A 12,538-nucleotide genomic window follows, 5' to 3' on the forward strand; every position below is an offset into this window, starting at 1 on the left:
CGGCGAAACTTGCGGATGCCCGGAAGGACCTTGCGTCCAGCCGTGTCAACGGCCAGTTTTATCTGGGTCTTCGGCGATTTTCGTGAAGCGTGTCAATCCGCGAGGAGTATTCGGCGGCGTAGAAGCCCGAAGCTGGCGCGGCCGTAGGTCTGGCGTTTGAGCATCTTCGTCCGGTTCACGTGCCCTTCCACCGCTCCCGAGCTCCAGGGGAGCGTCAAGCCGGCCGTGACGGCGTCGAGGTCTTTGCGCAGGCCCTGGGCGAACGTGCGCAGTTCCTTGATCTCGGAGACGTCCGTCTGGGCGAGCCATTCGGGAAGCCGGTGGCCGTGTCGTTTCCGCAGAAGCGTCGCGAAGCTGCGAGCGAGTCGGTTGATCTCCGCGAAGTGGGGGCAGTGCTCGCACAGTTCCTTCAGTTGCCGGCGGGCGGCTTCGCTCTGCCGCTCGGGTCGGCCGACAATCCACCGGACCACCTCCCGGACGGGCGGCGGAGGAGGTGGCTTTATGGGCGAAAGCTCTTGCTCGGCAGGGCTGTTGAGGAAGCGGCGGACGGTTTTGCGGCCTCCGGTGTACCCGCGGGCGGCGATCTCGTCGCGGAGCGTCCGGGCGTTGTTGCAGCCTTCGGCCCACCGCGCGGCGAGGTAGGGCATGTGGGGTGCGAGAGCGCTGCCGCGGCGCGGTCGGACGGTGATCGGCTCGTCGGCGGTGGCGGCGTGCGCGTAGCGGCGGACGGTCTTGCGGTCCAGCCCGGTCTGCTCGCTGATCGCGGTGACGGTCAGGCCCCGCTCATGGAGGGTGCGGATCTCGGTCCAGCGGGCGCGTATCTGCTGCCGGGCGGGGCTCTCCTCGGGGTCGGGGGCGCTCTCGGGGACGCCGTGTTCCGGCAGCGGCGGGTTCAGGCAGGCACGGTGTTTCCGGACGGCCTTCTCCACCGCGGTGGCGAGATTGTCGAGCAAATGCCGGCGGTCCGCGACCTGTGGAACACCGGGCAGCGCACGTTCGGCGGCCTCGGCGAACGCGCCGCCACGGTCGCGGCAGACCATGCGGACCTCGGGGTGCTCGCGTAACCAGGCGGCGAAGGTATCCGCGGTGTGGTCCGGCAACACGTCGACGGGCCGGTGGGACTCCATGTCGACCAGGATCGTCCCGAAGACGCGCCCGCGCCGCAGCGAGAACTCGTCCACACCCAGCACCTCCACCTTCGGCGGCGCGGGGACGTCGAGCCGGTGGATCGTCCGCAGCAGCGTCGACCCGCTTGTCGGGACGGCAATGTGCGTCGTCAGCCGCCCGCCGGCCCGGCCGCCGAGCGCCGGCGCGACGCGCTCCAGCAGCCGCTGCGCGGTCGGGGTTCGCCGACCGTACCGGACGGTGAGACCGTCCACCTGCTCGGCGAACGTCCCCGTCCCGCATGCGACTTCGTCGCAGAAGAACCGACGAACATGCAGTTCGATCCCGACTGGGCGGCCTGAGACCGCGGTGTCCGCGAGCATTCGCGCGTACCGGCTGTGGACCCGCCGGGACGGCGACCCGCACCCCGGGCACTCAGCCTCCAGACCGGTACAACGCGCCTTGATCCGCACCGACCTCCCGACAGCGGCGACCGCCTCGACCGCCACCCGCGCCAGATGCGGAAACAGGACTCTCAACAGTTCAGCGACTTGACCCCCGAGCGCCCAGCACGATTACCACACCATGATCCGCTTCACGAAAATCGCCGAAGACCCAGCTTTCCACGACCACCGTCAGACCCGATGGGCGTCGACGCCCCCACCGTTGCCCTGCACCTCTGGTCCTGGCCGAGAAGGCCCTGCCGACCGCGATGATCCGCGACCTCGAACGCACCCACCCCACCTGACGAACCGCCCATCCCGCGCACCCGGGCGACCCACATCCGACGCGACCACCGCGGCCCTCTGCGGTCTCCGCCCGACCCGCTGCGGCTCGCGGCGACTGCGCGCCCCCTGACGAGCGCTCCCGCTCCGCACGCGCGCCCGTTTCGCCGCGGCCACCCCGAAATCACCCCCGCGGGAGGGCGGTTCACTCCACGGAGTACCGGCGGTCCTGCCGGCGGGGCCCCTAGAGCGTGTATCGGGTCGTGATCAATCTGTGGGATTCGTCGTCAAGGCGCGGTCCTAGTCTGGTAGATCGTCTTGTTGTGACGAGAGAGCAACTGACGGACGTGGAGTGGGAGTTCATCGGGCCGTACCTGCCGATCGGTGCGTACGGTCCGTATCCCGAGCGGCTGCGGCAGCAGTTCGAGGGCGTGATCTGGAAGTTCCGGACGGGTGCGCAGTGGCGTGAGATGCCGGAGCGGTTCGGTGCGTGGCCGACCGTGCACAACCGTTTTCGGCAGTGGCGTGACGCCGGTGTCTTCGAGGCCCTGTTGGAGGGTCTGATCGCGGAGGCCGCGAAACGGGGCGAGGTGGACCTGTCGCTGGTGAGCGTGGACTCGACCACCGTCCGGGCGCATCACGACGCCGCCGGGATGCATCTCGACCCCGCCACGCTCACCGCCCTGGAGAAGGCCGCCGCCGAGGAGGAGAAGGCCCGGAAAAAGGGGGCAGCCCGGAGGAACAAGACGGGAACGGAGCCGGAATCGACCCGAAGCGGGAGGAACGACGACGTGTCCGGCGCCGACACAAGGTCCGACTGAGGGTTGCTCTGCTCGGGCGATCGAGGGGCGGGCAGACCTCCAAGATCCACCTCGCCTGCGACCGGAACTGCCGCCCGTTGGCGTTCGTCCTGACCGCGGGACAGGCCGCCGACAGCCCGCAGTTCGTCCCCGTCCTCGGGAGGATACGGGTCCGCGGGCCCGTCGGGCGTCCCCGCACCCGACCCGACGCGGTCGCCGGGGACAAGGCCTACTCGTCCCGCGCCAACCGCGCCCACCTGCGGAAATGCCGCATCAAGGCGGTCATCCCGGAGAAGAGCGACCAGGTTCCGTCACGCCCAACGAAGCCGCCGGCGCACCGTTGACACCCTCGCGCACGTCCATCACCGCTTCCTCATCCGCCGATCCGCACGCCTCGAAGGGAGGCGCCGCGCCGCCGTGCAACGCCATATGCAATTGCACGGGCCGATTGGGACGATGCTAGGCACGGAATCGGGGGAGCGAAGTCCCCCGAAAGGGTGGCGACTTCCCCACCGGCGAACGGTGCCTGTGACGCGGTGGAAACGATCATGGGCCACTGGGACAGCGGGTGCCGGGCCTTGCCGACCGGGACCCCATCACCCGCCGGGGCCGGCTGTCCCACCCGCGCGCCGGGCACCTGTTCAGGACCGGGTTTGCCCCGCCGCGACCTGCAGGGCATGGGGTGGACCCCCGGCAAGGCCCGGGGGATACGGGAGTCGTCGTGTCATGGCGGCGCGGGCACGGACCGGTGACGTGGTCGCCGAACGGAACGAACGGAGTCTCCCGGTCACGGTGCGACGGCCGCATGGTCCGGACGACACCGAAGATGAACTTGGTCGACGGGAGGAACTGTTCGCCGAGCGGCTGCACGTCGGACGGCTACGGACCCTGCCCGGTGGCGCCCGGACGCGGCACGTTCGTGTCGGTGGCGACCGATAGCGTCCCGACGCCGCCGGAAACCTTGTTCCCGGGTGGAGGCTGGCTGCTTGCGGTCCTTCGTCCGTGCTTGTGCGTCCTCCCCGGGGCGAGTGGGTGTCGATATGTGGGCGTTCGTGCGGGGGCGCGGGCGACCGCAGGGCTGCGTTGCGGTGTCCGGCGTGGTCGGGCTGGCGATCGGTGCCGGAACGTTGGGCGTGGGGGCTGCGGTGGTGATCGGGACGAGCCTTGGGGACGGGTGCGGATGAACGAGGATGTCGACGTCGAGGCGTTGCACGAGGCCTGGACCGATTCGTTGCGGGAGGCCTGGGCCGGTGAGTCTTCGCAGGAGGCCTCGATCGGTGGGCCGTTGCCGGAAACCTGGTCACAGGAGTGGCGGGGGACCGAGCGGGACGTGCGCGTGGTGATGGCGCGGATGCCGGTCGAGGTGTGGGACGGGTTCGAGTTCGATCGGGTGCCGTGGTCGCGATTTCCGCACGTGTTTGGGCCCGGCGAGGAAATCGCCGAGGAGTTGGGGCGGCTTCGGTTGGCGGATGCCCCGACCGTGCTTTCGGTCATCCGCGGCTTGTGGGGTTGCGTGTGTCATGCGGGGCAGCCGTCCGCGCCGGGGGCGCTGGCGGTGCCGTTCCTGCTGCGCATCGCCGCCGATCCCTCGACGCATCACCGGTCCGAGGTGTTGTGGTTGGTCGGCGGAGTGGCCCGCCGCATCCACAACCACGGCTTCGGGCGCGAGGATCTGCTCGTGGTCGGCTACGCGGACGACGAGTGGGCGTTCCCCGCCTGCGGCTACCTGCAGAACTGGTCGATCGCCGCGGCACGGGATGCGATCACCGCGGACGCGGGGATCGTGACGGCGTTGCTCGACGACCCCGACCCCGAGGTGCGCTGCGTGGCGGCCTACGTCCTCGCCGCGGCCTCCGGCGAAATCGGTGGCGTTCTCGCGGCGTTGCACGGTCGCCTGCGCGTGGAGGAGGTCGCGCCGGTGCGGGCGTGTCTGGTCCTGGCGATTGCCCAACTGGCCCGGGAACACCCTGACGAGGAGGCCGTCGCATGGATGCGGACGTGCTGGGCGGACTCGGGACGGCCGGCGGAGGTGCGGGTGAGCGCGGCTTTGGGATGGCTGTGCCTGGTGGACGACCCGATACCCGACGAACTACGCGCGGCCCTCGAGGCGACCGTGACCGACGAACTTGCCCGCGTCATGGCGCCCGTTCCGTGGATGCACATGATCGACTCCGAGGCCGGGTTGCCGCGTTGTGTGGAACATCTGCTCGCTCCCGAGGCCTCTCGCGTCGCCGCCCGCAGCCCCGGGGCCTGAGCGGTCGGGTCGGCCTTCGTCGCCGTCGCGTCACGGACGCCGACGGATCGCTCATCACCGTTGAAATTTTGCATCCGGGGCCAAGGGTTAGGGCGGCGACCTCGGTGGTCGGCGCGCTGCTCGCCCGCCGTGTGTGCCGGTCGACGGTCGAGTTCCTCGTGCCGAGCCCTCCCGTAGCGGACGTCGTCGTCACGTTCCTTGAGGCCGCCGCCGCGCCCGTGAGCCACCCACCTGTGTCCGGGCCGGGTGTGCGGGGGCGTCGCGGGAACGGAGCGCGCGGGCGGGGACGATCCTCAAGGGCATGAGCCGCGTCCGCCGGCATGAGTTGGAGCATGCGTACGGATCTGCGGCCGCCGTTCCCGGTGCGCTGTCGCGAGGGGCGCGGGGCGATGCCGGGACGAGCGTGAGTGCTCCGGGCGATGGGCCCCGGCCGTGTGTTGCGCGGATGCCTTCTCCGGCGACGTCGTGGCCGCCGCGATAATCGACCGCCCGGTCCACCACGCCGAGGTCCCACCCTCGACGGCGACTCCCACCGCGCCCGCCGACGCCGTGAACTCCTCGCGAAGGAGCACCGTGTGTCGGCGTACATGTGAATGCGGCTCTGGCAAGATTTTCGTAGCCGGAGATCATCCCGAGATGATGGTCGGCGCGGTCGTCGGCGGGAAACCTCTGACTGTGTTCTATCGAACTGTCGCAATTGATACCGAACTTGGCCGACGTGCTGGTGACCTCGACTGATCCCACGGGTCCCGTGATCGGGATCCGGGCCCGTACGAACTCCCCTGCTGCGGTGGCCTGTACGGGGTGCGGTGTGCCGAGCGAGTGGAGTCACAGCCGCTACGTGCGGCACCTCGCGGACGCTGGGGTCGGGGGTCGGCCCGTGCGGATCGACCTGAGTGTGCGCCGTTTGTACTGCGAGAATCCGGCCTGCCCGAAGGTGACCTTCGCCGAGCAGGTGCCGGGGTTGACCGTGCGCTATCAACGGCGCACTCCGCTGTTGCAGCGTGTGGTCGAGGAGGTCGGCGTCCTCCTGGCGGGCCGCGGTGGGGCCCGGATGCTGCGGGTCGTCGATGTCGCACTCTCGCGGAGCACCGTGCTCGCCCAGTTGATGCGCATACCGCTGCCCCCGCTCGTCACTCCCCGAGTACTGGGGGTGGACGACTTCGCGCTGTACGGCGACACCTACGGCACCCTCCTGGTGGACGCCACGACCCGCCTTCCGCTCACGCTCTGGGAAGGCCGGGACGCCGAGCAGCTCGGCCGATGGCTGCGTGAACACCCCGGCGTCGAGGTCGCCTGCCGCGACGGGTCGCTCGCCTATCGGCAGGGCATCGCCACGGGCGCCCCCGACGCCCTCCAGGTCAGCGACCGTTTTCACCTCTGGCAGGGCCTGTCCCGGCGCGTGAAGGACGTCGCCTCCGCCCACCGCGACTGCCTGCCCGCCGCGCTGCCCGAACCTCAGGACACCACCCCCGAGCGCGACGGGGCGGCAACGGCGGACACGCGCGCCGATCGCCACGCACGGCGGCTGTTCGAGGCCGTGCACGCGGCCACCCACACCGGTCGCTCCCACAGCAGCGTGGCCCGCGAACTCGGCCTGGACCGCCGCACGGTCCGCAAGTACGCTCGCGCCCGCACCTGGCAGGAGGTCGTGCGCCGACCGCCCCGCCGACCGTCCACGTTGGACCCCTACCTCGACTACCTGCAACAACGCTGGGACGAAGGCGAGCACAGCGCCACCGTCCTTCACCAGGAGCTCTCGACCAAGGGCTACTCGGGCCACTACCAGCGCGTGAAGATGGCTGTCGCGCCGCTGCGGCGTGGCCTGCCCCTGGACGAGCCTCGCGAACGGCCGCCGTCCCCACGCGAGGTCGCACGCTGGATCGTCACCGCTCCCCACAAGCACACTCCGCATACCGCCGAGCGCCTGCACCGGCTCCTCGAACACTGTCCGGAACTCCACCGCACCCACGGCCTGGTACGGCAGTTGTCCGCCATGCTCGACTCCCACGACGCCGCACCGCTACCCGACTGGCTCGACGGGCTCACCAACAGCGGACTGGCGCCTCTCGTCGGGGTCGCAGCAGCCCTGCGCGAGGACCGGAACGCCGTCGTCCAGGGGATCACCACCCGCTATAACTCCGGCGTCAACGAAGGTCGCATCACCGACGTGAAACTCCAGAAACGCATCATGGCCGGACGCGCCGGCGTCCCCCTCCTCCGCCACCGCGTCGTCCTCATCGCCCACCTACGCCGCCGATATCCGGAGGGTGCGGCTCGTTTCGAGTGAAGCTTGCGATCAAGGGGTGGTAGGCGCTCTTGGATCGCCAGAAAATCCGGCGCGGGTGGCGTGAACTGCGGTTACTGTGCTGCCGTGATTCTGACTGACGCCGAGATAGGTGACTTGCTCGCCTCCGCCGGGCTCCGACTCGTCGAACGAGTCCGACAGGAGGTCCGACTGCCGCTACCGAAGTACGCGTCGCCTGCGAGCGCCGGGCCTGAGCACGGACGCTTCGACTCCGACCCGGAAGAGGTCGCCGACCTGGACGCTTCGGACTTCGCCGACAAGGTCAACACGGGCTGGCATCGAATGGCCGCGGAGTTCGGGCTCCTCGACGAGAAGCGCGAGTTTCTGCTCGCGCTCGGCCGAGCCCGCCTCGGGGACGATTCGGACCATGAGCCGTACGAGGTGTGGTTCCGTGTCCAACTGCTCGACGAGTGGGACCTGGTGAGAAGTGAGGTGGACTTGCTGCGGAGCGGCTTCGCGACCCTCTTCACTGATCGTTTCGTTCCGGAGTTCACGGTGGCGTCCCTGGACGGTCAGATGATGATGAGCACCACCATCTGGGGTAACGGCACGCTCAGCACCATCGCCATCCGCCCGTAACCGGCGCTCCCGCACGGAAGTTCGCGCTCACTGGATGATCAGTGTCGGTCCTCGAAACGAACCGCACCCACATCCGGATCGGCAGACCACCGTCTCGGGATGATCTCCGGCTACGAAAATCTTGCCAGAGCCGTGAATGCGCTCAGCCATGTACGGGTGAACGTCCTCGCCGTGGCGAAGGCGGCCAGGCGGCGGGAGGCACCGGGAGGGGTCCACAAATTCGGGTGACACGGCTCGATTTCGTCGGGATCATCGGTCGGTTGTTCCGCCACGTCCGACTTCGGGGGTACACCACGTCCATCCACCAAGAACTTCGAGCCTGGGCGCTGCCGTGGTCCGCCGCCGACCCTCGCCGGAACGCCTTCGAATGGGACGACGACGAGAGGGCCCGACTCACAGCACTAATCGCCTCGATGACACCTCCGGCCGATGTCGACGGGACGGAGGAGTTCGACTTCACACGCGAGGTGACCGCGTTGCTGGTGTCGCGCTACGGCCGCTGGGCCTGCCGCTGGGACTGGACGATCTACCACGGTGGACCTGTTGCCGCCTGGTACTACCGTGCGCATTCGGCCGGAGAGGCGGAGGAGGTCGCCGCGCGGGTCGTGGCTTCGTTGTTGGAGTGGCGTGACTGGCTGGAGGACATGGCCGAGCGGTTCGAGGGGCTCGCCCCGCCTCCCGACTCGGATGCCGGGGACCGCAGCTGGCATCTGGAGCGCGCGGTGACCCGCCTGGTCACCACGGTCGTGGACCGCACACAGGCCGAGTCGGGCTGGCACGGGCTCTGCTACACGACGTTGACCTGGTTCCTGTCCTCCACCGGCCTGGGGCCGGAGGAGGCGGAGGAGGCGGTCGAGGCGGCGATCGGCGGCCGGTTCAAGAGCTGGGTCGAGCCCGCCCCGACGCTGGTCGACGCGGTGGGCGAGGACCTGGCGATCGACCTCACCGGTCGCGGGTTCTACCGTGAGCGATGACGCGCCGGCCACGTGGCGCCGGGTCAGGGAGCAGGTCGACTGGTCCTCGGCCGCGACGGCGGCCCCGGTTCCCCTGCTCCCGGTCGTCGACGGACTCGCCGCCTGGTTCGACGGCCCGGTGCGCCACCGCGATCCCGACCGTGCCGATCGGCTGATCGCCGCGATGACCCTTTCCCGCGCCGCGGCCGGGCGGGGAGAACCACTCACTCCGGCCCTGCTCGACGACTGGCAGAAGCTGGTCCTCGGCACACTCGACGTGCGCCTGCGTCAGGGCGACGCCTTCGCCAAGGGCGGCCGGGAACGGTACGGGCTGACGCCGCACACCTGGCGCGACTTCGCCGCCTGCCTGCACCAGAGCGGCGCTCCATCGGTCCCCCTGTCCGCCCGCGCGGCCAGGGCGTATCTCGACATCGCCTTCTTCCACCCCTACCCGGACGGCAACGCCCGCCTGGCGCTGTTGGTCCTCGCCTACGTCCTGGAGGTGGAGGGAGTCCGCCTGGACGAAGTGGGGCCGTTGCAGACCACCCGCTATGCGGACGACCCGGCCGGCGCCGTCGACCTCGCGGCTCTGGTCTCCGTACTGATCCATACCACCCACCGGCGGGCAACCGCAGCCGCGCAATGACAAAAGTCGTCGTCACCGCCACCGCGGACAGGTGAGCGCGTTCGGCTGTACGCGGCTGAGCGTCCCGTGTACGCCGACACCGTGCCGGCCGTGACCCAACCGCCGACGCCCTATGTCGCGGCAGCGTTGTGCCGCCACCAGGAGGAGTCCCGCTCGAGTTCTTCCAGGGCTTCGAGTCTGCGCTCGATGTGACCGAGGAACTCGGTCGGCAACCTCACACCGTGGTCGAGGACGTAGTGGGCCAGTCCTTCCGGCCAGAGGTAGTGGCCGTCGGTGAGATCACGGGAACCGTTGGAGCACGCACACAGCCTGCACCTCGATGCGCCCATCCAGGAGCCGGCGACCTGCCCGTGGTTCAGGTAGTCCGCGACCCACTGCCGTTGCGACTCCTCCCACGCGGCGTCGACGAGATCGGCGGGGTTCGGCAGGGACCGGTTCTCGGGCGTCCCCCAGAAGCCCAGCAGCCGGACCGGACGGTCGGCAGATTTCCGCGGTTCAGGCATGCCCCGAGATTTTCACAGCGAGGGACCCGCGGGCCGGACTCGACGCCCATGGAGGATGTGATCGCTCGGCTGGTCGGTGAGCTGGACGCGGATTCGGGTGAGGTGGCCGAGGACGCGCAGCATGCACTGATCGCCCTGGGGCCGCGAGTGCTGGACCCGTTGATCGCGGCAGCACCGGGGTTGGGCTCGTTCGGGCAGCTGTGCGCCATCGAGGTCTTCACCGCGCTGGGCGATCCGCGTCCCGGGGACGCCCTCACGCGCATGCCGGGCAGCGACAACAGCGTGGTCCGGCAGTGGGCCGCCGAAGCCCTGGCCGATCTCGGCATCCACCGTGCCGTGCCGTGTCTGTCGCAGGCCTATGAAGCCTTCCGGCGGCGGGGCGAGGATCCCGACGACTGTGAAGGCGGAGCGCTGCGTCGGGCGCTCACCGAACTCGGTGCCCGCGACGTCGTGCTTCCGGCCCGCGCCGCCGCGCTGCGGCATCCGGTTCCGGGGTTGGGTTCCGCATGGCCGACGGCCCGCCTCGCCGACGCCATCGAGGATCTCGCCGACCACGGGCAGGCGGTGCTCTCCTTCAAGGTCTGGCAGATCGGGGCGGACGGCGGAGTGTACGGAGGTCACGGGCCCGACATCGACTGGAGCATCGACCGCGGCAGGCCCTGGCCGCAGATCGTCGCCGAATGCCGGGAGTGGGCCCTGCTCGCGGCCGAAGCCACCGACACGGCCCGAAACCTGGTGGCGACGATCTGCTGGATCGACGCCGCCGATCTGTGATCGATCCGCGGCCGCGACTCCGGAAACAAACCACAGCGAGGGAGCCACGCCGGCCGGTGCACACCACCGCCGGCACCGACCACACCACCACCTGGCTCGACCACGCCAACCCGAACTCGACGACGCGCTGCGCCGCCTCGGCGAGGCGCGTCGCACTGCGGCCTGACCTCTGGCATGCCGGGGCCTGCGGGTGCGATTCGCGCGACGCGCACTACCTCGACCACCCCGACGGCCCAGGCCGCGGCCACGTTCGGAAGCCGAGACCGCGTTCGTGGGCATCGGCCCCGGGGCGGGGCGCCGGCTGAAGGAAGCCGGACCCGCCTGCGCGGTCCGCACCGCGCCGAGACGGCCGCGCGGTCGAACTCGCGACCGTCATGGGCTACGACTGCCATGATCGCAAGGGTGACCCCGAAGCCGCCCTGCACTCGCGGATTGCCGGAAGCTGCCCGCTTGTGAGCGGGCCGGTCGGGAACGAGTTCGCGTCACCCTCGGAACCGCGCGCGGTCTTCACGGTCCGCAGCAGCATGCCGGTGAGCGGTTCGCTGCCGTCATCGGGAGCGAGCACCATTTGCTGTGCCGCGATGTCACGGCAGCGAACGTATCCTCGCGGGGCTGGTTCGACGTCGGGGCAGGCTTCTGGGGAGGCGTGGCGGTATAGCCGACAGGACACGGGGCACCGTTTTCACGGAGTACGGGAGCTTCTATCTCGTGCCCGGGTTGGAGTTCCCTCGGGGGGACTGGCCGCAGTCCTTGACGACGGGGTTGGTCTCGGCACGTGGGCAGGAGGTGCGCATCACCACCGGGACACAAACCGGTGAGGTGCCGCTGGCCACCGAGATCCTCGACCGGGAGCCGCCTCTGGAGCCCGGTTGGGAGGACGTCGCGGAGGTCTCCGTCGCAGTTCCCTCGGGAGGACTGCGTGTGCTCGAGTCCCGGCATCCGTTCCTGTTCGGCGACCTCGCCGCGTTCGGCCCCGGGGACTACCGGGTGCGGGTGTACGCGCACAGCCGCAGCGACGAACGCGCCGGCCGCGGAAGCGGGGACTCCTATCTCGTCCAGCTCTGGCCGGCCACCTGGGCCGAGGAGAGACTCGTCCGCCTGTGCGAGGAGTCACGACGCGAACTCGAATCCGCGAGGAGGTTCGTCCGCCACCCCCTTCCCGACGAATTTCCGCGGCCGCCCCGGAGCGATCCCCGACCCGAACCCCGCCCCGTGTCCGCACCCGGCGGTCCCCGCGTCGCACACCTGCGGGGCGTGCTGCCGGAGCCCGCGACACCCCCGGCCGACAACGACGGACAACGACCGACCGGGACGCACCACCACCGGTGAACATCACCGACACCGGGCGGGTCCGGCCGCCGGGCCGTCGACGGCGTTTCGACATCGCCGTCAATCAGCCGTGGTCACATCCGGGACGTGCGCGAGCATCGCCAACCCCCGCACCCCCCGCTCGAGCCGAGTTCGGGTGCGCACGGGTCGACGGCCTGGGAGTACCGCACCCGGTGGCCGTGTGCGGTGAGGTGGTCGCAGAAGGCGTCCTCCAGGCGGGACGGCGTGCGTCCGACCAGGGGGATGTCGTCGAGGTGCACCTGCGGGCCCCGCCGGGCGTCGATCGCGATCGCGGCCGGCCCGATCGACTCGTCGTAGTACAGGTTCACAGCCGCATCGGAGATCCTCTTCACCGCCGCATCGGAGGTCCTCGAGCCTCCGGGACCGCGCACGGGCCACAGATCGGCCTGTGTCACCCGTCCCCGGCCGTCCCCGCTCGTTCCGACCGCCCTCAGGACTCCGTCCAGCGCGGCCATCGCCCGATCGTGGGTCATGCCGAACCTCAACGGGCCCACCCGCTCGAACGGCGCGAACGACCACACCGCGCGCTGCGACTCCTCCAC

At 70.2% G+C, this 12,538-nt stretch carries 10 protein-coding genes and 1 pseudogene; 8 read left to right on the forward strand and 3 right to left on the reverse strand.

From position 1 onward, the window contains the following. Positions 1-92 precede the first annotated feature (92 nt). The gene (locus tag ACIRL2_RS49035) at positions 93-1,613 is read right to left on the reverse strand and encodes an ISL3 family transposase (protein ID WP_402241926.1); all 1,521 of its coding nucleotides are present in this window, start codon (positions 1,611-1,613) and stop codon (positions 93-95) included. Positions 1,614-2,152: 539 nt separating this feature from the next. Here ACIRL2_RS49035 and ACIRL2_RS49040 point away from each other — a divergent pair. The 6 genes and pseudogenes from ACIRL2_RS49040 to ACIRL2_RS49065 all read left to right on the forward strand — a co-directional run. Beyond that, positions 2,153-2,955, forward strand: a pseudogene (locus ACIRL2_RS49040) (transposase); the annotation flags it as partial. Between the two features lie 854 nt (positions 2,956-3,809). Next, positions 3,810-4,883, forward strand: coding sequence for a hypothetical protein (locus tag ACIRL2_RS49045; protein ID WP_402241898.1), 1,074 nt, complete (start codon positions 3,810-3,812; stop codon positions 4,881-4,883). A gap of 724 nt (positions 4,884-5,607) precedes the next feature. Beyond that, positions 5,608-7,173 carry an ISL3 family transposase gene (locus ACIRL2_RS49050; RefSeq protein WP_402241928.1) on the forward strand — a complete coding sequence of 522 codons (1,566 nt, stop codon included), beginning with the start codon at positions 5,608-5,610 and terminating at the stop codon, positions 7,171-7,173. Between the two features lie 84 nt (positions 7,174-7,257). Beyond that, positions 7,258-7,770: a hypothetical protein gene (locus ACIRL2_RS49055; RefSeq protein WP_402241900.1), complete on the forward strand. Its 513-nt coding sequence runs from the start codon at positions 7,258-7,260 to the stop codon at positions 7,768-7,770. Positions 7,771-7,994: 224 nt separating this feature from the next. Beyond that, positions 7,995-8,744, forward strand: a complete 750-nt coding sequence (locus ACIRL2_RS49060; protein ID WP_402241903.1) for a hypothetical protein — start codon at positions 7,995-7,997, stop codon at positions 8,742-8,744. Next, entirely contained in the window at positions 8,734-9,369 is a 636-nt protein-coding gene (locus tag ACIRL2_RS49065) for a Fic family protein (protein ID WP_402241906.1), read from the forward strand. The genes ACIRL2_RS49060 and ACIRL2_RS49065 overlap by 11 nt, the downstream gene beginning before the upstream one ends. A 110-nt stretch (positions 9,370-9,479) precedes the next feature. Here the strand turns inward: ACIRL2_RS49065 and ACIRL2_RS49070 are convergent, their stop codons facing one another. After that, on the reverse strand, positions 9,480-9,872 hold the full coding sequence (locus tag ACIRL2_RS49070) for a hypothetical protein (protein ID WP_402241909.1): 393 nt from the start codon (positions 9,870-9,872) through the stop codon (positions 9,480-9,482). Between the two features lie 48 nt (positions 9,873-9,920). On the opposite strand from ACIRL2_RS49070, the gene ACIRL2_RS49075 reads away from it, so the two are divergent. Beyond that, positions 9,921-10,646, forward strand: a complete 726-nt coding sequence (locus ACIRL2_RS49075; protein WP_402241911.1) for a HEAT repeat domain-containing protein — start codon at positions 9,921-9,923, stop codon at positions 10,644-10,646. 786 nt (positions 10,647-11,432) lie between these two features. Next, complete coding sequence (locus ACIRL2_RS49080; protein WP_402241914.1) at positions 11,433-11,975, forward strand: hypothetical protein; 543 nt, start codon at positions 11,433-11,435, stop codon at positions 11,973-11,975. 74 nt (positions 11,976-12,049) lie between these two features. Here ACIRL2_RS49080 and ACIRL2_RS49085 read toward each other — a convergent pair. Then, a partial coding sequence (locus ACIRL2_RS49085; protein ID WP_402241917.1) for a hypothetical protein occupies positions 12,050-12,538 on the reverse strand: 489 nt, incomplete at its 5' end.

It is taken from the genome of Embleya sp. NPDC127516 (genome assembly GCF_044765325.1).
Taxonomy (GTDB): Bacteria; Actinomycetota; Actinomycetes; order Streptomycetales; family Streptomycetaceae; genus Embleya.

Excerpts from the sequence above, each read along its gene's own strand:
- ACIRL2_RS49045 (WP_402241898.1), top strand. The coding sequence starts at position 3,810 with ATGAACGAGGATGTCGACGTCGAGGCGTTGCACGAGGCCTGGACCGAT.
- ACIRL2_RS49070 (WP_402241909.1), bottom strand. The coding sequence starts at position 9,872 with ATGCCTGAACCGCGGAAATCTGCCGACCGTCCGGTCCGGCTGCTGGGC.
- ACIRL2_RS49075 (WP_402241911.1), top strand. The coding sequence starts at position 9,921 with ATGGAGGATGTGATCGCTCGGCTGGTCGGTGAGCTGGACGCGGATTCG.